Below are 20,683 nucleotides of genomic sequence, written 5' to 3' on the forward strand. Positions count from 1 at the left end.
TGCCCTTTTCGTATTGACATTTGATAACCACATGACAAGTAGGTTGATTTGTTTGAAATTTATACAAGTTTTATTTTTTACACAATAATCAGAAAACTTTTAATATGTAAAAAAATAGTAAAGCCTGTTAAATACAGGCTTTACATGCAGGTTTTGAGTTAATGCTCTAAATTTGGTTATGCAGTTTATTACGCTTTTTTAGTGCCACTCACTCGAGTCCAATCACCTTCAACGGCAATGTCATCTAGTTCAATAAACGGTGCATAAATATCAGCAACTGATTGTGCTTGTTCTTCTAAAATACCCGACATTGCAATCTTGCCGCCAGGCTTTAATAAACCTAAAATTACACTGTGCAATTCGCGAAGTGGCTGGGCTAATATATTTGCCACTACTATGTCGGCGGTAAACTCAGGTTGGTTTTCTGGAAGGTATACTTCAAGTTTGTCTGCAACGCCATTACGGTTAGCATTATCGAGGCTTGCCTCAAGCGCTTGAGGATCAATATCAATCCCAATCATGCGCTCTGCGCCTAGTTTTATAGCTGCAATACCTAAAATGCCTGAGCCACAACCAAAATCAACAACCGTTCTACCTGTTAGATCTTGGCTTTCTAACCACTTAAGACATAAGGCCGTTGTTGCATGTGTGCCTGTACCAAAAGCAAGGCCAGGGTCAAGCAGTACATTTACTGCATCAGGATCTGGAATGTCGCGCCAGCTTGGACAAATCCATAGTCTTTCACCAAATTGAATAGGGTGGAAGTTATCCATCCATTCACGTTCCCAGTCTTTATCCTCAAGCTGCTCTATTTTGTATACTAAATTGTCTTTTAGTTCATCATGGCGTTTCAATAACGCAACGACTTCATTCATATCGTGATTAGCTTCAAACAAGCCAATTACTGTTGTATCAGCCCAAAATACAACGGTGCCAATTTTGGGTTCGTAAATAGGGGTGTCTTTTGCGTCAATAAAGGTTACTGAAGCACTACCCGCTTCCATTAATAGGTCACTTACTGCATCTGCTGTTGCAGCATTGGCGTTAATACGAATTTGGATCCAAGCCATGATTATTTCCTTCAAATAGAAAAAAGGCCGCTATAGCGGCCTTTTTAGTTTATATAGTAGCGCTAAATTATTTAGCGTCTAAAAAGCTTTTCAGTAAATCTGAGCGAGAAGGGTGGCGTAATTTACGCAGCGCTTTCGCTTCTATTTGACGAATACGTTCACGTGTTACGTCAAACTGTTTACCTACTTCTTCTAAGGTGTGGTCGGTATTCATATCAATACCAAAACGCATACGTAGTACTTTAGCTTCACGGGCTGTTAGGCCTGCAAGTACATCGTTAGTTGCGCCACGAAGAGACTCCATTGTTGCCGAATCGATTGGCGAATCAATAGTTGTATCTTCGATAAAGTCACCTAAGTGAGAATCTTCATCATCACCGATTGGTGTTTCCATTGAAATTGGCTCTTTAGCAATCTTAAGTACCTTACGGATTTTATCCTCAGGCATCATCATGCGTTCTGCTAATTCTTCTGGATTTGGCTCACGACCCATTTCTTGTAACATTTGACGAGAAATACGGTTAAGTTTATTAATCGTTTCAATCATATGTACTGGAATACGGATTGTTCTTGCTTGGTCAGCAATAGAGCGAGTGATTGCTTGACGTATCCACCACGTAGCATAAGTAGAGAACTTATAACCACGGCGATATTCAAACTTATCAACTGCTTTCATCAGACCAATGTTACCTTCTTGAATTAAATCCAAGAATTGTAAGCCACGGTTTGTATATTTTTTAGCAATTGAGATTACAAGACGTAAGTTAGCTTCAACCATTTCTTTTTTCGCACGGCGTGCTTTCGCTTCACCAATGCTCATTCGACGGTTAATGTCTTTAATACGCTCAATGCTTAAACCTGTTGTTTGTTCAATAACAGATAGTTTATTAATGCTACGAATGATTTCTGGCTTAACTTCTTCAAGTTTAGCTGAGTATTTTTCGTTACCTGAAATTTCTAAATCAACCCATGAAGCGTCAGTTTCGTTATTAGCAAAATGCTTAACGAATGTTTTCTTCGGTAATTTAGCAATTTGTACAGCTTGTTTCATGATTAGACGTTCTTGAACGCGAACACGATCCATCATTTCACGCATGTTATTTACCATGCGGTCAAACTGTTTAGGTATTAATTTAAAGGTTCTGAAAAGCTCACCAATTTCAAAAATGGCGGCTTGTGATTCAGGATGCGAACGACCTTTAGCTTCAAACGTATCACGTGCTTTATTGTATAAATCACGTAAATTTTCAAAATGAATGCGCGCTTCTTCAGGATCTGGCCCTGTGTCTACTTCTTCTTCATCTTCGTCATCGCTATCAGCATCATCTTTGTCATCTTTATCGTCATCAAGTTGCTTAGCACTTAATTCTGAACCGATATTAGTTGCTGAAATTGGCGCTGTATCTTCATTAGGATCGATAAATCCAACGATGATATCGCTTAAACGCATTTCTTCAGCTTCAAACTTATCCCACTGCTCTAGCAGGTAAGTGATTGCTTCAGGGTACTCTGCAACAGAAATCTGTACTTGGTTAATGCCTTCTTCGATACGTTTAGCGATTACAATTTCGCCTTCACGTGTAAGAAGTTCAACAGTACCCATTTCACGCATGTACATGCGAACCGGATCCGTTGTACGGCCGATTTCTTTTTCTACAGTCGCAAGGGCTGCAGCGGCAGCTTCAGCTGCGTCTTCGTCTGTCGTTGTTTCTTGCATCATTAATTCATCAGCATCAGGCGCGTTTTCGCTAACCTTGATACCCATATCATTAATCATGCTTATGATATCTTCTACTTGATCTGAGTCTATAATGTCTTGTGGAAGGTGATCATTTACTTCTGCAAAAGTTAAGTAGCCTTGCTCTTTACCTTTTTGAATCAGAAGTTTTAATTGTGACTGAGGAGTTGGATCCATAGAGATTGTTTCTTCCACTCTGATAAGTTGATACAACAGGCGCCATCATGTAGTTTGCATTAAAGCCAACTAGAATAATGTGACGCAGTGAATAGCACAGTATAACAGTTTAAATCAATTTTGACTAGCTGTTAGTGGCTTTTAACGCTGTCATTAACAAATGACACTCAAGTCTTTCGTCGCTACTAAGGCCTTGAGTCTTGTCCTTTATTAATAGGGTCTCGAGTCGATAATTTAAACACTGATCTTCAATAAACTTGAAAGTATTTTTAAAAACCGTCTCTAAACGCTCTTCATTTATGTCGTGTTGCCACGTTGCAAGCTTGATTAAGGGCTCGTAATCTTCAGTTCCTCTAAAAAATTCGAGTAGTTGCGCTGTGGTAATGCTTTCTTTTTCTAAAGCTTGCTCTTGTAAGCGTAATAATAGCCCTATACCAGCAATATTCATTTGTGCGAGTTCAGGCAAATATGGCACATTTTTAGCCAAATTAGGATGTTGAATTAAAATACCAATCGCTTGACGCATTGGTGTTATTTTAAACTTACGTTCAATCGAATGCTGTTGCTTTGGCGTTTTTAAACGGTTATTTAATTGCTCACGTGTTCTTCCGATTAAACGCCCTAACTGTTCAAGAATGTTTTCTTGATAAAATTCACTTGGGATTTTTTCAATGAGTGGAAGTGCTGCACTGAGTAATTTAGCTTTTCCTGAGTCGAGTGTTAAATCAACTTCTTGGCTTAATTTATTAAACAATACTTTGGTAAAGTCATCTGCTTGGCTTAGGCGCAATTCGAATTGCTCCTTACCTTCTTTTTGTACAAGAGAGTCAGGGTCTTCGCCATCGGGTAAAAAAGTAAATTGCAGTGCTTTACCGTCATTTAAATAAGGAAGTGCGTTTTCAAGCGCCCTCCAAGCTGCATCACGGCCAGCTCTGTCGCCATCGTAACAACAGATTACTTTATCTGTTGTTCTAAACAGCGTATGCATGTGCTCGCTTGTTGTTGCGGTACCTAGTGATGCAACAGCATATTCAATCCCTTGCTCGGCTAAGGCAACAACATCCATGTAACCTTCCACAACCATTACATGCTCAAGTTTTTTATGGGCTTGCTTTGCTTCATAAAGTCCGTAAAGCTCAAAGCCTTTATGAAAAATTCGGGTCTCTGGCGAGTTTAAATATTTTGGCCCTTGGTCGGCTTGCATTACACGCCCACCAAATGCAATAACGCGTCCGCGTTTATCGCGAATAGGGAACATTAATCGGTCGCGGAAAAAATCAAATTGTCTGCCCGGTGTTTTTTCTGAAGCTAGCTTTAATTCAACTAATTGCTCTTTTTGTTCTTTATTACGGCCAAGCTGAAGACATAATCCATCCCATTCGCTGGGGGCGTAGCCAATCATAAACTTTTTAACTGTCTCACCACTTAAACCACGGCCTTTTACATATTCAATAACGGCGGCAGAATTACTGTGGTGTTTTAATTGGTGCTGATAAAAGCGCGCAGTATGAAGCATTAAATCGTAATCAGAGCGCTTTTGCGCAGCAGTACGTTCTGGTGCTGAGTTTGTGCCTTGTTCTCGAGGTACTTCTAAGTTAAGCATGCTTGCTATTTCTTCAATAGCATCTACAAACTCAAGCTTTTCATACTCCATTACAAACGAAATAGCATTACCATTAGCGCCACAACCAAAGCAATGATAAAACTGTTTGTCTTGCGATACGGTAAATGAGGGCGATTTTTCGTTATGGAATGGGCAACAAGCTTGATAATCCTTACCTGCTTTTTTTAGACCTACTTTTGAGTCTATCAGGTCGACAATATCGGTTCTGGCAAGTAAATCGTCTATAAAGTTACGTGGGATCTTTCCAGCCATTAGTAAAATACAGTCCTGAAATAATAAGAAGAATAACGAATATGAAATTTACTTTTTTATACTTGCTTGATGCAAAGTATAGCGTGCTTTAACTTACCAAAATGATAACAAAATAAATAGGGAAGCTATAAAAAATTTCATTTTAAAGTAACCTAGTAGGTGTACTTTTTATTAAAGTTAAAAACAAAGAAACCGAGCGCAAGGCTCGGTTCACTTCAATCATACTTTAATGTATGTGGGAGTATTAGGCAGTTAATCGTTGCTTAATTAAACCAGAGATTTTGCCCATATCGGCACGACCTTCGGCTTTGCTTTTGATTATACCCATTACTTTACCCATGTCTTGCATACCTGCTGCGTTAGTATCAGCAATAGCCGCATCAATGAGAGCAATGATTTCTTCTTCACTCAATTTTTGAGGTAAGAAAGTTTCAAGTGCCACTATTTCATTGGCTTCAATATCAGCTAAATCATCACGCCCAGCATCTTTGTACTGAGTGTAAGAGTCACGACGTTGTTTAACAAGCTTCACTATAACGGAGGTAATACCTGCGTCGTCTAGTTCTATGCGCTCGTCAATTTCACGTTGCTTGATTGCAGCAAGTACCATACGAATAGGGTTAAGACGTTGTTTGTCTTTAGCTCTCATCGCATCTTTTTGCGCATCTTTTAGCGTTATTAAAAGGCTCATTTATACAAGACCTAATATATTAGTATAATTTAACGCGACGTGCGTTATCACGAGAAAGTTTTTTCATGTGACGTTTTACTGCAGCAGCTTTTTTACGCTTACGCTCAGCTGTTGGTTTTTCATAGTGCTCGCGACGACGAACTTCTGAAAGGATTCCTGCTTTTTCACATGAACGCTTGAAGCGACGAAGTGCTACGTCAAACGGTTCGTTCTCTCTTACTTTAATTACTGGCATTAAAAATTCACCTACCTAAATTATGAGCGTTGCTCAAGTTGATCAAACATTGATCAAGTGGTTCAAAAATGGTGCGGTATTGTAATCCGAAGCAACACCACATGTAAAGGACAATATTAACAGAAACGCATCATGTAAAACAGTATTAATTTGCTTGGCGCTGGTAGAGTTTGCAAAACACTTGGCCTGCTTTTTTTTCTTTAATTAACAACCAGTTGCTCGGGTTATTGAAGGTGGTTAACTCTGTTTCTACTTCAACATAAATTAATGCATCATCGCTTAACCATTGGTTTTTTTCTAATAAATCGCAGGTTGTTTGCGCTAAATCTTTACGAAATGGTGGGTCAACAAATACAAGATTAAACGCTTCGTTTGTGTTTTTTTGCTCTAAAAAGGAGAGTGAATTAGTATGTTTAACGTATGCGTTGTCGAGTTTTAAAGTGCTAATGTTTTGTTCTAATTGCTTGGCAGCTGACGAGTCGAGCTCGATAAATGTGGCGTTTTTAGCAAATCGAGATAGCGCTTCAAATCCTAACCCACCAGAACCTGCAAAACAATCAAGTACATTTGTGTCACGCGTATCTTGCATTAGCCAATTAAATACAGTTTCTTTAATTCGATCGGTAGTAGGTCTTAAGCCTTCTACATTTTTAACAGGGAGTTTTCGGCCTCGAAATTGGCCACTAATCACTCTAATAAAGCCATCACTGGGCTTGTTAGTAGCTTTATTTTGCGTTGTTTTTTTTCTCATTTAGCTCACTAAAAAATGGTATATGGTATCTAGCTCAGATAATATTATGGGTGATTACGTGTAGCTTCATTTTTCAACCGTATTAAAAGTGTTACTATTGAACACTTACGTTTTGAATGGTTGTATTTATTAGCAACTATTGCTGGGCATTGCCAAGCTATTTCAAATTTTAGTTTATCAGATTTTTATAAGTGGTTATTAGCAAGTATGACAAAAAAAAGTAAATTCATGTCGTGGCTCGGTTTTGGCAAGTCAGATAAAAAAGAAGCAGAGCAAAAAGCAGCCGCTGATAAACAACAAGCATTAGCGCAAGAAGAAGCGCAGAAGCTAGAGCAAGAAAAGCTTGCACAGCAAGCTGAAGTTGAACGTTTACGAGCCGAGGCGGAAACAGAGCGTTTAGAGCTAGAGCGTATTGCTGCTGAACAAATTGAAGCCAAACGTTTAGAGCAAGAAAAGCTAGCACAGGAGCAAGCTGAAGCTGAACGTTTAAAAGCAGAAGCCGAAACAGAGCGCTTAGAGCAGGAGCGTATTGCTGCTGAACAAATTGAAGCTAAACGTTTAGAGCAAGAAAAGCTAGCACAGGAGCAAGCTGAAGCTGAACGTTTAAAAGCAGAGGCCGAAACAGAGCGCTTAGAGCAGGAGCGTATTGCTTCTGAACAAATTGAAGCAAAACGTTTAGAGCAAGAGCGTGCTGAAAACGCAGAAAAGATTGCCATTGAGCAGGTCAATGCTGAATTGCTTGCAAAACAACAAGCTGATGCAGAAGCGCAAAGACAAGAATATGCACAACGTTTAGCCGATCAAGAAACGCAGATGCGCTTAGAGCAAGAGCGATTGGCTGCAGAAAAAGTAGAGGCTGAGCGACTAGAGCAAATACGCCTTGAAAAAAAGGATGAAGCTGTAAAAGCTGAAAAGCTTGCAATAGAGCAAGCGAATGCTGAGTTATTAGCAAAAGAACAAGCAGATGCTGAAGCACAAAGACAAGATCAAGCAAAACGTTTAGCAGAACAAGAAGCGCAAATGCGTTTAGAGCAAGAACGCATTGCAGCTGATAAAGCAGAAAGCGAACGTTTAGAGCAAGTACGTACTGCTGCTGAAAAAGCTCAGAACGAGCGCTTAGGGCAAGAACGCATTGCAGCTGATAAAGCAGAAAGCGAACGTTTAGAGCAAGAACGCATTACTGCTGAAAAAGTAGAAAGCGAGCGTTTAGAGCAAGAACGCATTACTGCGGAAAAAGCAGAAAATGAACGTTTAGAGCAAAAGCGCATTGCGGGTGAAAAAGCAGAAAATGAACGTTTAGAGCAAGAACGCATTGCGGCTGAAAAAGCAGAAAATGAACGTTTAGAGCAAGAGCGCATTGCGGCTGAAAAAGCAGAAAACGAACGTTTAGAGCAAGAGCGCATTGCTGCTGAAAAAGCAGAAAATGAACGTTTAGAGCAAGAACGCATTGCAGCTGAAAAAGCAGAAAATGAACGTTTAGAGCAAGAGCGCATTGCGGCTGAGAAAGCAGAAAACGAACGTTTAGAGCAAGAGCGCATTGCAGCGGGAAAAGCAGAAAACGAGCGTTTAGAACAAGAACGTATCACAGCAGAGCTTGCAATTGAAGAAGCTAAAAAAGCAGAAAAGCCGAAAAAAGAAGGGTTTTTCTCTCGCCTTAAAAAGGGCTTGTTAAAAACTCGCGTTAATATAGGTTCTGGGTTTGCATCTATTTTTAGTGGTAAAAAAATAGATGACGAATTATTTGAAGATCTTGAAACACAGTTGCTCACCGCCGATTTAGGCGTTGATACCACCATGAAGTTGATTGATAGCTTAACTGATGCTGCGAACCGTAAGCAGTTAAAAGATGGTGATGCGCTTTATGAGTTAATGAAACAAGAAATGGCTGCGATGCTAAAAACGGCTGAACAGCCTTTAGTCATTACCAAAGATAAAAAGCCATTTGTTATTTTAATGGTGGGCGTAAATGGCGTTGGTAAAACAACGACTATTGGTAAGATGGCTAAGCAATTTCAAAGCGAAGGTAAGTCGGTTATGCTGGCTGCTGGCGATACGTTTAGAGCGGCTGCTGTTGAGCAACTTCAGGTTTGGGGTGAACGTAACAGCATTCCTGTTATTGCACAGCATACGGGTGCAGATAGTGCATCGGTTGTTTTTGATGCATTCCAAGCTGCAAAAGCACGTAATATAGATGTGTTAATTGCAGATACAGCGGGTCGCTTGCAAAATAAAGATAACTTAATGCAGGAGCTTGAAAAAATAGCTCGTGTTATGAAAAAAATTGATCCTGATGCGCCGCACGAAGTGATGCTAACCATTGATGCTGGCACAGGTCAAAATGCAATTAGCCAAGTGAACTTATTTAATCAATGCGTTGGCTTAACTGGTATTACGCTTTCAAAACTTGATGGAACTGCAAAGGGTGGTGTTATTTTTGCGGTTGCAGATAAGTTTAATATTCCAATTCGTTACATTGGTGTTGGTGAAGGTATTGATGATTTACGCGCTTTTAAAAGCGATGACTTTATTGATGCGTTATTTAGCCAAGATGAGGACGACGTTTAATTTACCAAAAGAGGGAGCTTGCTCCCTTTTTAATTGCGAGGAATACCAATTTTATTAGTAAACTAATTGAATTGGCATAATAAAAAGATGATAAATTTTCAGCAAGTAAGTAAGACTTATCCTGGAGGGCACCGCGCCCTCGAAAAAGTTAATTTTCATGTTAAACCGGGTGAACTTGCCTTTTTAACCGGCCACAGTGGTGCGGGTAAAAGTACGTTGCTTAAGTTAATTAGCTTAATGGAACGCCCATCGGCAGGCAGTGTATTTATCAACGGTGTTGATTTAAATAAAGTAAACTCGCGTCAAATTCCTTATGCTCGCCGTGATATAGGTATTATTTTTCAAAACCACCGTTTACTAGAGCGCTATACCATTTTTGATAACGTGGCACTGCCTCTTATTATTGAGGGTACTCACCATAAGCAAATAGCTAAACGTGTTCATGGTGCGCTTGATAAAGTAGGCCTGATAGACAAAATAAAATGTCATCCGTCTATGCTCTCTGGAGGCGAGCAGCAACGTGTTGGTATTGCCAGAGCAATTGTAAACTCCCCGCCAATTCTGTTAGCCGATGAGCCTACAGGTAACCTAGACCCTGAGCTTTCAATGGAAATCCTAAAGCTGTTTGAGGATTTTAATAAACACGGCACCACTGTTCTTATAGCGACGCATGACTTAGGTTTGGTTGCACGTATGAAGTACCGCAGTCTAACCTTAAAAGATGGCCGCATGCTTCAAGATCCGCTCGCTGAGGGAGCACTATGAGTTTACTTTTTAAAAGTCGTCAAAATAGTAACGACAAGCAAAAAAAATCAGTATTAGCTGGCGGTTATTTTTTCATTATTAATATTTTTCGCCAAGGTGTTCATAGCTTAGGTGAAATGTGGCGTACGCCGCTTGCATCTATGATGACTATTGCTGTACTTGGTTTGAGCCTAACGTTACCTGCAACACTTTATCTCGTTGTTAAAAACGTACAGCAAGTAAGTAGTGGTTTTGAAGAAGCGAGTGAAATATCGTTGTTTGTAAAAGAAAGTATGAACGAGCAAGAAACGCAAACATTAGTAAAGCGTTTAGCACTTTATCCAGAAGTGGAAAGCGTTGAATTTATATCAAAGCAAAAAGCACTAACTGAATTTAAAGACGTATCTGGCTTTGGGCAAGCTTTAGAGTACTTAGATAAAAACCCATTACCTGATGTGGTACTTGTTACTCCTACAAAACGTCATAGACACCCAAATGCCGCTAAAGTACTGCTAACTAAATTAGAAAGTGAACGTGAAGTTGATTTTGGTAAGCTCGATATAGCGTGGCTAGAGCGTTTAAATGCATTACTAGATTTACTGAAAGAAAGTGTAATAACCATCGCATTATTACTGCTTACCTCAGTGACGCTTATTATTGGTAACACCATCCGTTTGTCGATCATGGATAAAAAAGAAGAAATACAAGTAATGAAGCTAGTCGGCGCAACTAACACCTTTATACATGCCCCATTTTTGTGGACAGGTATTTGGTATGGTGTAATAGGTGGTTTATTCGCCTTTATATGCGTAGGACTAATGATGTGGTGGCTTTCAAGCGCTGTGAGCAGTGTAGCGGGGGTGTATCAAACAAGCTTCTCGTTAATTGGATTATCGCTTAATGAGCTCGGCTTTTTAGTGTTACTTGCAACAAGCTTAGGATTTGTAGGCTCGTACCTTTCTGTAAATCGATATATTAAAGAAATAGAACCCGATAAAGTATAAACAATCCTGCAAACTATAAGTGAACCAACCCAGCTTGATATGCGTATCGTACCGAACTGGGTTGTACCTCCTGTTATTAATACTGTCATATTTATGTACTATCCTCCCATGAAGTAATGAGTTGTAAATAAGGTGATGCAGCGAGGTTAACCTGCTGCAGCTCCTCAATTCATCACTTATTCAGTCGCTTGTAGTAGACTAAACACATACTAAAAACTGCTTGATTTATACTTTAAAAAAGTTTTAAATTGGGGTTAGCACTCTTAAAGAAAGAGTGCTAAGATAGTTTCAAATGTTTATCACCGAGGTGAAAAATGAGTAAAGATTTATACGCAATGGCACTTACAGTCGGACAACAAAGCGCAAGCATGGACGGTTACCTTCAAGCGGTAAGCACTATTCCTATGCTTAAAGTTGAACAAGAGCAAGAACTTGCTAAAAAGCTTCAGGAAGAAGGTGATCTTAGTGCTGCCAAGCAACTCATTATGTCGCATTTACGCTTTGTAGCACATATTGCTAAAGGCTACTCGGGATACGGCTTACCACAAGCTGACCTTATTCAAGAAGGTAATATAGGCCTGATGAAAGCGGTTAAGCGTTTCGACCCTACTGTGGGTGTACGTTTAGTATCGTTTGCAGTGCATTGGATTAAAGCCGAAATTCACGAGTTTGTGCTTAAAAATTGGCGCATAGTTAAAGTTGCAACCACTAAAGCGCAACGTAAATTGTTTTTTAATCTTCGTAAAAACAAAAAGCGTTTAGGTTGGTTTAATCAAGCTGAGGTTAGTACCGTTGCTAGCGAGCTAGGTGTGAGTGAAAAAGAAGTACGTGAAATGGAATCGCGCATGAGCGGCCAAGACATGGGCTTTGACCTAACTGGCGACGATAACGACGACGCACCAACAAGTACGTACTCTCCAGTACAGTATTTAACAGATGGCGCAGCTGATTTAGCTGACGACGTTGAACAAGAACAGTGGAAAGAGCAAGCGCATACTCGTTTATTTAGCGCACTTAAAACACTAGACGAACGTTCACAAGATATTGTTAGCGCACGTTGGTTGTCGGATGATAAAGCGACTCTTCAAGAGCTTGCACAAAAGTACAGTGTATCTGCTGAACGTGTTCGCCAGCTTGAAAAAACAGCGATGAAAAAATTACAAAGCGCTATGAGCTAAACACAGTTCAAGCTGCAAAATTTAAAAAGCCCTGCATGAAAATGCGGGGCTTTTTGCTTTCGCGTAGGTTGGTTTGAGCGAAGCGAAACCCAATGATAAAATATCCTATCAAGTAATACCGATACTCTGCATTATTGAATGGCTATACCAATCCGCAATAATACTTAATCATTTTGCGGGGCTAAACGTGTCGCTACCTGCGTTAAAAAATTCTCATTTAGAACAACTAAATAGCGAATTTTTTGCCTAGCTATCAACACGTTTTTCCGCCCTCAAAATAGACCACTTAATTAAGCGAATTGGTATTAGTTTATCATTCGGATATAGCATTATTTAAAGCTTNTAGTTTATCATTCGGATATAGCATTATTTAAAGCTTATATCACCGAGCACTAACTCCTTTACCCTCAGCATGCGCTAACTGAATGTATTTACGCTCAACCAGCTGCGAAACCGGCACGAGCTCAAAACCTTGTTTAGTTAGCTCGGGTAAGGCATGACGTAAAAATTCGATTGTTTCTGGGTAGGGATGAGCAATTGCAATAGCGGAATTATGAGTGATGGCTAGTTGTTTTAATTCTTCAAGCCTTAGCTGCAGTTGTTCTGGTGTAGTTATATTGTCTAAGAACACTTGGCGACTAATATTGGCAACACCTAAAAAGTTAGCAGCATTTTGTGCTTGGCTTAAATCGGTTGTGCGGCTATCTAAAAAATATAAATGGCGCTTTTTAAGCACTTCCATTGTCCACTTCATAGCTTGGCTTTGCTGCGTAAGCGCTGAGCCCATGTGGTTATTAACGCCTTTAACTTGCGGTAAACTAGCGAGAGCTGTTCCTAGAGTTTGCTGAAGCTGCTCTTTATTCATATTTAAAGTAAGCGCGCCAGGTCCGAGTTCTTTACCGTTAAGTGCCTGCATAGGTACATGAAGTAATAACTCTTTATTTGATTGACTAGCAAGCGTTGCAAAAATTTGCGAATAAGGAGTATGGGGCAAAATTGAATACGACAATTGCCCTGGTAAGGAAAGGAACTCTAAGTCCCGTTGATGATAGCCTATATCGTCTATCACTATTGCTATTTGTTTGGCGCTAATTGTTGCTGAGCTAAAACAAATAGCTAATATTAGCCATTTTATTATTTTCACGTTTATAGTTTTTATTATCTTTTTAGCTTTGTTTAACAGCTTATACAAGCTATTGCATGCTGAGTAATTGTTTTGCTTTAACTAACTGTAAGTCGGCTAAGTTACCAGTAAGTAATTGCGTGTTACTGTTAGTGTGTTTATTTTTTATTATAACGGCTTTATTACTTTGTGAAAGGTTTGTTTGATTAACCGCCACATCTGGGGTTATTCCTATTCCATCAATCGACTTACCTAGCGGCGTAAAGTATTTAGCTGTGGTGAGCTTTAATGCAGTGTTGCCGTCACCTAGCGGAATGAGCGATTGTACAGAACCCTTCCCAAAAGACTGACTGCCAACAACGGTTGCTCGTTTATTATCTTTTAGCGCTGCTGCAAGTATTTCGGCTGCAGAGGCTGAATTTTCGTTTATAAGCACAACAATAGGGGCATTTTTTAGAATGTCTCCACGCTTTGCATAAAATGCTTGGTTGGCATCGTAAAAACGCCCTTTAGTCGTCACTATAGTGCCACTTTGTAAAAATAGGTCTGATACCGCTACTGCGCTTTGTAATGTACCCCCTGGGTTATCACGTAAATCAATTACTAAGCCTTTGAGCGGGTAACCAAAGTGGCTTTGCAGGGCAGCAACTTGCAGAGCAACCTCATGTAATGTGTGGTTAGAAAAATTATTGATAGCTATATAACCAGTACCAAAATCTAGAAGTTCGCTTGTTACGCTTTCGAGGTTTATTTGGCGGCGTGCTACATGAAACGTGAGTGGGTTTTTATTGTTATCACGACTTATAATTAGTTCTATATTTGAAAATTTACTGTTTCTTATTAGTGTTGCTACTTCATCGATTGTAAGGTTTTGGGCTGCTTGGTTGTTTACACTTACAATAATATCACCTTGCAAAATACCCGCTGCTTTTGCGGGGGAGTTATTAACCACATTAACAATAGTCATATTCTCGTCGATATTTTTAACTTCAATACCAATACCTGTATAGCGCCCGTTTGTGTTATCAAATAATGAGGTTAGTTCGTGCTCATTTAAGTACTTAGAGTAAGAGTCGAGCTTTGAATATAAGCGCTCAAACTGTTGGCTATTATATTTAATGTGGTGGCTATTTTGTAAGGTGAGATCTTCAACATAGTAGGCATGGATGTTAAAGAGTATTTCGTCTATTTGTTGTCTTTTAAGATCTTTAATCGAGCTTGCTAGTGCGTTACTAGAAAAAGCGATTAAGGTTAGTAGTACAAGTAAATACAGACTTTTATAAAAGCCTGTATTTTTTTTATCAATAGTAATTACTGCAGTTTTTTTAGTTGTCATCAGCTGCTCCAGAGCGGTGCAGCGATTTATTTAATTAAATGCGTTTGCACCATTTTACAGGATTTACTGCGCGTCCTTTGTGGCGTATTTCAAAGTATAGACCAGAACTAGCTTGTCCGCCGCTTTGGCCAACTAAAGCAAGGGTTTCGCCTTCGCGTACCATGTCGCCTACATCTCTTAGCAGTGTTTGGGCATGACCATATAGGCTCATAAAACCTTCACCATGGTCTACAACAATTACCCAACCATAGCCCTTTAGCCAATCGGCAAATACAACTTGGCCATTATGTACGCTATTAATATTAGTGCCTTCTTTTGCACCAATTAATACGCCTTTCCAATCAATACCACCATGTTTACGTTGGCCGAATGTGTGCTCTAACTTGCCTTTGCTCGGCCAGTCCAATTTACCTTTGTTTTTATTTAGGCCCAGTAATTCAATTTTCTGTGTTTTTTCTTTTTCGAGCTCTTCAATTGTTGCTACCAAAGTTTGTTGGTTTTCTTTTAAATAGTTTATTGAACTTTTGGTGCTGTTGAGCTGAGCTTGTAAATTTTTAAGATTAGCTTGGCGTTCACTTTGTGCATTAAGCAATGCAGTTTGACGTCTTTTTTGCTCATCAAATAAAAGCGCTAGTTTTTCTTGTGTTTTAACAAGCTCTTTTTGGTTTTGTACTATTTGCTTTTGAAGGTCTTTTAGATCTTCAATTTGTTCAATACGGGCTTTATTTAAGTAGTTGTAATAACTAAGTGTGCGCTCAAATTTTGCAGTGTCTTCTTGATTTAACAGCATTTTAGAGTAGTCGTCGCCACCGGCCATATAGGCGCTTTTAAGTTGCGCGGCTAAAATTTTCTGAAATTGAGTGTGCTTTTTATCGAGCTCATCGGCTTTATTTTGTAGCTCTTTTTGCTGTGTTTTAGTTTCTTTTACTGATTGCTCTGCCATGTTAAGTGCTTTAGCATTTTTAGCTATATCGAGTTCATGGCTTTTTAGGTTTTTTTGTAGCGACGCTATTTTTTTTCTTTGGGCGTTATACTCAGCTTGGCTTTGCTCAAGTGCATTTTGAACTTCTGATAAGTCTTTTTTAGTACGATCTTCATTAGCAGCTGCAGATGCAGTCACTAATGAAGTTAGTATTAAACCGCACTTAATTAACCGGTTAATACGTCTATTCATGTGTTATTTCAACATCATGATAGGCGTACCAGTCATTTCGTTTGGTTGCTCCATGCCCATTAAGTGAAGCATTGTAGGGGCTACATCACTTAATGCTTTACCTTGCATAGGCTCTGCATCGCGACCAACATAAATAAAATGTACTGGTTCACTAGTGTGAGCTGTATGCGCTTGGCCTGTTTTAAGATCAGCCATTTGCTCAGCATTACCATGATCGGCTGTTATTAGTGCTTCACCACCAAACTCTTCAAGTGCATCAACAACACGTCCGATACAGCTATCTACAGCTTCACAAGCTTTAACAGCAGCTTCAAATACACCAGAGTGACCAACCATATCGCCGTTAGGGTAGTTACAAATAATAGCATCGTATTTACCGCTTTTAATTGCTGCTACTAGTTTGTCGGTTAGCATTTCTGAGTTCATTTCAGGTTGTAAGTCGTAGGTTGCAACTTGCGGCGAAGGAATTAGCTCGCGTGTTTCGCCTTTAAATTCACTTTCGCGCCCGCCACTAAAGAAAAACGTAACGTGTGCGTATTTTTCGGTTTCTGAAATGCGAAGCTGTGTTTTGTTATTTTTTTCAAACCACTCACCAAGTACGTTTACTAACGGTGTTGAACCAAAGGCAATAGGTGCATCTATATCGGCTGCATACTCTGTCATCATTACAAATGCACTAAGCTCTGGCGTTCTTTTTCTTGCGAATCCATCAAAATCAGGCTCAACAAAAGCGCGAGTAATTTCGCGGGCTCTATCTGCTCTAAAGTTGGCAAAAATTAGAGTGTCGCCATCGTTTATTGAAGCAGGAGCGGCGCCTGTTGGTGTAATGGTTGTAGCGGCCACAAATTCGTCGTTTTCGTCGCGTTCGTACGCTGCATTAAGTGCCTCTAAGCCGTTATCAAAATTAAAGTCACCTTCAGCTAATGCAATTACGTTGTAAGCTTTTTCTACGCGGTTCCAACGGTTGTCTCTGTCCATTGCGTAGTAGCGGCCAATAAGTGACGCCAAACGACCGCATTTAAGTTCGCTAAATAACGCTTCAATACGTTCGATTGACGCTTTAGCACTACGTGGAGGTGTATCGCGGCCATCTAAAAAGCCATGAAAGTAAACTTCTTTAGCGCCACGTTTTGCAGCAAGTTTTATGCTAGCAACTATGTGGTCTTCATGGCTATGCACACCACCTGGGCTTAAAAGACCCATTATGTGAACTGCTTTTCCTGCACTTACCGCTTTATCTATGTTTTCAACTAAGGCTGGGGTTGAATCAAATTCGCCATCGTTAATTGCTTTAGTGATACGGGTAAAATCTTGATAAACAATGCGACCAGCACCTAAGTTCACATGGCCAACTTCTGAGTTACCCATTTGACCATCAGGAAGACCAACATCTAAACCCGAAGCTGATATTAATGTGTGTGGCCGTGTGGCCCATAAATTGTCTAATACCGGTGTGTTAGCTGCAAGAATAGCATTACTTTGCGTATCTTCGCGGTATCCCCAACCGTCTAAAATCATTAATACCAGTGGTTTTTTATGCTCTGTCATAATAGCTCCTGAAAATTAGTATCTGTTGATGGATACTGTGCACCTAAAAGGTTTATTAGCGTGGTTTTAGCATACCGTGTTTTTAAGCTAGGATCAGCATTGAAAACAAGATATTAAATTTTTTCACTTATACCTCATTGACTAACCTGAACTCTGCTTGAGATAGATTTATTATCCAGAGTTCTTGTTAACTATATATGGGGGGCTTTATCGTTTTTTAAACGTCTCTAAGTGCTCCTAAACTCGCATTTTAGGTTGGTTTGGGTATACTTGCGTGGCTAAAGTACAAAATCCTTAAAATATTAGGGCGTGTTGCACTTTGGTGGTTGAATTTGCAGCAGTATGTTTGGTTTTTAGGCAAGGCAGAGCCTATGAAGTGTGGTTACTCCCCATAAATAGGCGATAACGTAGCATAAATACCAAACATACGCTGCCCGTTGGGTTCTTTCTAGGGACTATTACCTCTTTGTTGCTCGGTTTTTACTTAGCCCACTAGGTTACAAATCTCGCGCCGCGATTTAATCGCCCCTAGATTGAACAAATTTCAATCCACAAAGGCCAACACGCCCTAGGTTTAAAACATAATTTCATAGTGGAAGTAGAATGGATCAATATATTGAATTTATTACAAATCATCCCATTTTAAGCCTTGCTTGGGTTGGTATTGTTTTCCTTATTGTTAGTGGCTGGATAAAGAGTAAGCTTTCAGCTGTTCGTCAAATAAATCCTCAGCAGCTTACGTTACTTATTAACCGTGATGACGGTCAAGTAATCGATATACGTGCGCAAAAAGAGTTTAATGCAGGGCGTATTTCTGGTGCTGAGCACTTAAGCCCAGAGAATGCGAAAAAATCTGACTTTTCAAGCCTTGAAAAGTACAAGACTAAACCCATTATAGTTGTATGTACTACAGGTATGACTGCCCAAGGTACTGCAGCCGCTATGAGTAAAGCTGGTTTTGAACGAGTTTACTTATTAGCAGGTGGCATGGGTGCGTGGCAATCTGCCAGCTTACCAACTACAACAGGTCGCTAATCAGTTTAGCTAGGCCGATAGAGGATTTATTATGAGTAATGTTGTTTTATACACCAAGGCGTATTGTCCATTTTGTCAGCGTGCTCTTTCGCTTTTAAACAGCAAAGGCGTTGAATACACAAATTATGATATTGGTGTACAGCCTGAGCTACGCGATGAAATGATTGCCAAAGCAGGTGGTGCAAGCACAGTACCGCAAATTTTTATTAATGATGAACATATCGGTGGCTGCGACGACATGATGGCTATTGAAGCGCAAGGTAAACTTGACGCTAAGCTAAACGCTTAATTTAATTATAATAACGAACAAGTTAGGAATAACAATGAACGAAGAAAATCAAAACGTAGCAGCTGCACAAGACGGCGCACAATTTACTATTCAACGTATTTACACTAAAGATGTATCGTTTGAAACGCCAAACTCTCCGGCCATTTTTCAAAAAGAATGGACGCCAGAAGTTAAGCTAGACCTAGATACACGCTCTAATAAACTAGACGAAGGTGTATTTGAAGTTGTTTTAGCGCTAACTGTAACCGCTTCTCTTGGTGAAGAAACTGCGTTCTTATGTGAAATTCAACAAGCAGGTATTTTTACTATTGCTGAAGTTGAAGAAGTGCAACTTGCGCACATGCTAGGTGCATTTTGTCCTAACGTGTTGTTCCCATATGCACGTGAAGCTGTTTCAAACCTTGTTAACCGTGGTACTTTCCCACAGCTTAACCTTGCGCCAGTTAATTTTGATGCGTTATTTGCACAATACATGCAACAACGTACTGCGCAAGCTGACCAGGCTTCAGCAGACGCATAACTTATGAGTACAGCAACTACAGCTGTTACTGTATTAGGGGCGGGGTCTTACGGCACCGCCCTTGCTATTTGTTTAGCCCGAAATGGTCACCACGTGACACTTTGGGGACGAAATAGCGACGACGTTGCCACGCTTGCAGCTGAGCGGAAAAATCAACGTTACTTACCTGATGCTCCTTTTCCAGATACTCTTACTCTTGAAGCTAACTTACAACATGCCGTTGCTAGCAGCGCTATTGTACTTGTTGTTGTGCCAAGCCATGCTTTTGGCGACACACTTGCGCAGATTAAACCTGCATTGCAAGACGGTGCTAAAGTAGCGTGGGCAACTAAAGGGCTTGAGCCTAATACTGGACGTTTGTTACAAGAAGTGGCTTTGCAAGAATTAGGTGATGATATTCCACTTGCGGTACTGTCGGGTCCTACGTTTGCAAAAGAAATGGCGATGGGCTCACCTACAGCTATTTCAGTGTCTTCTACGTCGCCTGAATTTGCTCAGCAGCTCGCTGATTTACTTCATTGTGGTCGCTCATTCCGTGTGTATAACAATGATGATTTTATTGGTATACAGCTCGGTGGTGCGGTTAAGAATGTAATTGCCATTGGTGCCGGTATTTCGGACGGTGTTGGTTTTGGCGCTAATGCGCGTACCGCACTTATCACCCGAGGCCTTGCAGAGCTTACTCGTTTAGGTTGCGCTCTTGGTGCTAAGCCAGAAACCTTCATGGGGATGGCAGGCCTTGGCGATTTAATACTAACGTGTACAGATAACCAATCACGTAATCGTCGATTTGGTTTAGCGTTAGGTAAAGGCGAAAGCGTTGATGCTGCTATTGAATCAATTGGTCAAGTAGTTGAAGGCTTTAGAAATACCAAAGAAGTGTATTTATTAGCGCAGCGTAGCGGTGTAGAAATGCCGATTACCGAGCAAATTTATAAAGTGCTTTATGAAAATAAAGATATGAAAGAAGCTGCAATGGCGCTATTAGGCCGAGAGCAACGTTCTGAATAATTTTATAAGCGTTTATAAAACTAAAAAACCGACGTTATGTCGGTTTTTTGTTGTTTAGCTCAAAGCTATTTACTGCGCGTTAGGAAAACCCAACTGGCGCCACGACTCGTAGACAAACACAGCTACTGCGTTTGATAAGTTCATGCTTCGGCTATTGGCTTGCATAGGAATACGCACACGCTGCTCTTTTGGCAGTGCTTGGATCATATCGTCAGGCAAGCCGCGAGTCTCTGGGCCAAATACCAAGCAGTCACCCGCTTCGTAACTTGCTTCATGGTGAAACTGACTACCTTTGGTTGTACATGCATATATTTTTTTTGGTTTACATTTTTCAAGGTAATCTTCAAATGAGGCATGGCGTTGAACATGACTAAATTCATGATAATCAAGTCCTGCACGTTTCACGCGCTTATCGTCCCACTCAAAACCTAGCGGCTCAATTAAATGTAATGCATAGCCGGTATTGGCACATAGGCGAATAATATTACCAGTGTTAGGCGGTATTTCAGGTTGGTATAAAACAATATCCAGCATAATGAGCCTTATAAAATAATCTGTAGTTTGACGAAGGGCAGTATACACGAAACCTTTTAAAAAAATGATATACTCACACTATTG

General features: G+C 40.1%; 19 protein-coding genes. 8 read left to right on the plus strand and 11 right to left on the minus strand.

Features of this window, described 5'->3' with window-relative positions; translation table 11 throughout:
• Positions 1-188: 188 nt before the first annotated feature.
• The 6 genes from prmA to rsmD all read right to left on the minus strand — a co-directional run bounded on the left by prmA (position 189) and on the right by rsmD (position 6,538).
• Entirely contained in the window at positions 189-1,070 is an 882-nt protein-coding gene (gene prmA / locus I6F43_RS09950) for a 50S ribosomal protein L11 methyltransferase (protein WP_197102087.1), read from the minus strand.
• A gap of 67 nt (positions 1,071-1,137) precedes the next feature.
• Positions 1,138-2,985 (minus strand): RNA polymerase sigma factor RpoD, encoded by a 1,848-nt coding sequence (rpoD, locus tag I6F43_RS09955; protein WP_007586533.1) that lies wholly within the window; start codon positions 2,983-2,985, stop codon positions 1,138-1,140.
• 124 nt (positions 2,986-3,109) lie between these two features.
• A complete protein-coding gene (gene dnaG / locus I6F43_RS09960; protein WP_007586534.1) occupies positions 3,110-4,861 on the minus strand; it encodes a DNA primase in 1,752 nt (583 codons plus the stop codon).
• A 244-nt stretch (positions 4,862-5,105) separates the two neighbouring features.
• Entirely contained in the window at positions 5,106-5,552 is a 447-nt protein-coding gene (locus tag I6F43_RS09965) for a GatB/YqeY domain-containing protein (RefSeq protein ID WP_007586535.1), read from the minus strand.
• Positions 5,553-5,571: 19 nt separating this feature from the next.
• Positions 5,572-5,787: a 30S ribosomal protein S21 gene (rpsU, locus tag I6F43_RS09970; RefSeq protein ID WP_002957797.1), complete on the minus strand. Its 216-nt coding sequence runs from the start codon at positions 5,785-5,787 to the stop codon at positions 5,572-5,574.
• Between the two features lie 145 nt (positions 5,788-5,932).
• Positions 5,933-6,538, minus strand: a complete 606-nt coding sequence (rsmD, locus tag I6F43_RS09975) for a 16S rRNA (guanine(966)-N(2))-methyltransferase RsmD (protein WP_165725129.1) — start codon at positions 6,536-6,538, stop codon at positions 5,933-5,935.
• 228 nt (positions 6,539-6,766) lie between these two features.
• On the opposite strand from rsmD, the gene ftsY reads away from it, so the two are divergent.
• From ftsY to rpoH, 4 genes are all read left to right on the plus strand, one after another.
• The gene (gene ftsY, locus I6F43_RS09980; protein ID WP_442960238.1) at positions 6,767-9,103 is read left to right on the plus strand and encodes a signal recognition particle-docking protein FtsY; all 2,337 of its coding nucleotides are present in this window, start codon (positions 6,767-6,769) and stop codon (positions 9,101-9,103) included.
• An 87-nt stretch (positions 9,104-9,190) separates the two neighbouring features.
• The gene (gene ftsE / locus I6F43_RS09985; RefSeq protein ID WP_007582842.1) at positions 9,191-9,868 is read left to right on the plus strand and encodes a cell division ATP-binding protein FtsE; all 678 of its coding nucleotides are present in this window, start codon (positions 9,191-9,193) and stop codon (positions 9,866-9,868) included.
• Complete coding sequence (gene ftsX, locus I6F43_RS09990) at positions 9,865-10,851, plus strand: permease-like cell division protein FtsX (RefSeq protein ID WP_007582840.1); 987 nt, start codon at positions 9,865-9,867, stop codon at positions 10,849-10,851. The genes ftsE and ftsX overlap by 4 nt, the downstream gene beginning before the upstream one ends.
• Positions 10,852-11,165: 314 nt before the next feature.
• On the plus strand, positions 11,166-12,029 hold the full coding sequence (gene rpoH, locus I6F43_RS09995; protein WP_007582838.1) for an RNA polymerase sigma factor RpoH: 864 nt from the start codon (positions 11,166-11,168) through the stop codon (positions 12,027-12,029).
• A gap of 382 nt (positions 12,030-12,411) precedes the next feature.
• Here the strand turns inward: rpoH and I6F43_RS10000 are convergent, their stop codons facing one another.
• From I6F43_RS10000 to gpmM, 4 genes are read right to left on the minus strand one after another with little or no spacing between them, the layout of a single operon-like run.
• Positions 12,412-13,173, minus strand: a complete 762-nt coding sequence (locus I6F43_RS10000; protein WP_169044347.1) for a divergent polysaccharide deacetylase family protein — start codon at positions 13,171-13,173, stop codon at positions 12,412-12,414.
• Positions 13,174-13,222: 49 nt separating this feature from the next.
• A complete protein-coding gene (locus tag I6F43_RS10005; protein WP_197102089.1) occupies positions 13,223-14,488 on the minus strand; it encodes a S41 family peptidase in 1,266 nt (421 codons plus the stop codon).
• Positions 14,489-14,522: 34 nt separating this feature from the next.
• Entirely contained in the window at positions 14,523-15,662 is a 1,140-nt protein-coding gene (locus I6F43_RS10010) for a murein hydrolase activator EnvC family protein (RefSeq protein WP_197102090.1), read from the minus strand.
• A gap of 3 nt (positions 15,663-15,665) precedes the next feature.
• The gene (gene gpmM / locus I6F43_RS10015; RefSeq protein WP_197102092.1) at positions 15,666-17,210 is read right to left on the minus strand and encodes a 2,3-bisphosphoglycerate-independent phosphoglycerate mutase; all 1,545 of its coding nucleotides are present in this window, start codon (positions 17,208-17,210) and stop codon (positions 15,666-15,668) included.
• 603 nt (positions 17,211-17,813) lie between these two features.
• Here gpmM and I6F43_RS10020 point away from each other — a divergent pair.
• Genes I6F43_RS10020 through gpsA form a run of 4 tightly spaced genes read left to right on the plus strand, consistent with a single transcriptional unit; the run spans position 17,814 to position 20,065 of the window.
• Entirely contained in the window at positions 17,814-18,245 is a 432-nt protein-coding gene (locus tag I6F43_RS10020) for a rhodanese-like domain-containing protein (protein WP_002957784.1), read from the plus strand.
• Between the two features lie 31 nt (positions 18,246-18,276).
• Positions 18,277-18,534 (plus strand): glutaredoxin 3, encoded by a 258-nt coding sequence (grxC, locus tag I6F43_RS10025; RefSeq protein WP_002957783.1) that lies wholly within the window; start codon positions 18,277-18,279, stop codon positions 18,532-18,534.
• A gap of 34 nt (positions 18,535-18,568) precedes the next feature.
• Complete coding sequence (secB, locus tag I6F43_RS10030) at positions 18,569-19,054, plus strand: protein-export chaperone SecB (RefSeq protein WP_007582825.1); 486 nt, start codon at positions 18,569-18,571, stop codon at positions 19,052-19,054.
• A 3-nt stretch (positions 19,055-19,057) separates the two neighbouring features.
• Positions 19,058-20,065: an NAD(P)H-dependent glycerol-3-phosphate dehydrogenase gene (gene gpsA / locus I6F43_RS10035; RefSeq protein ID WP_007582822.1), complete on the plus strand. Its 1,008-nt coding sequence runs from the start codon at positions 19,058-19,060 to the stop codon at positions 20,063-20,065.
• Between the two features lie 69 nt (positions 20,066-20,134).
• On the opposite strand, the gene trmL is transcribed toward gpsA, so the two are convergent.
• Positions 20,135-20,599 (minus strand): tRNA (uridine(34)/cytosine(34)/5-carboxymethylaminomethyluridine(34)-2'-O)-methyltransferase TrmL, encoded by a 465-nt coding sequence (trmL, locus tag I6F43_RS10040; RefSeq protein ID WP_007582820.1) that lies wholly within the window; start codon positions 20,597-20,599, stop codon positions 20,135-20,137.
• Positions 20,600-20,683: the final 84 nt, after the last annotated feature.

This window comes from Pseudoalteromonas sp. NZS71_1 (genome assembly GCF_015864305.1).
Lineage (GTDB): Bacteria > Pseudomonadota > Gammaproteobacteria > Enterobacterales > Alteromonadaceae > Pseudoalteromonas > Pseudoalteromonas arctica.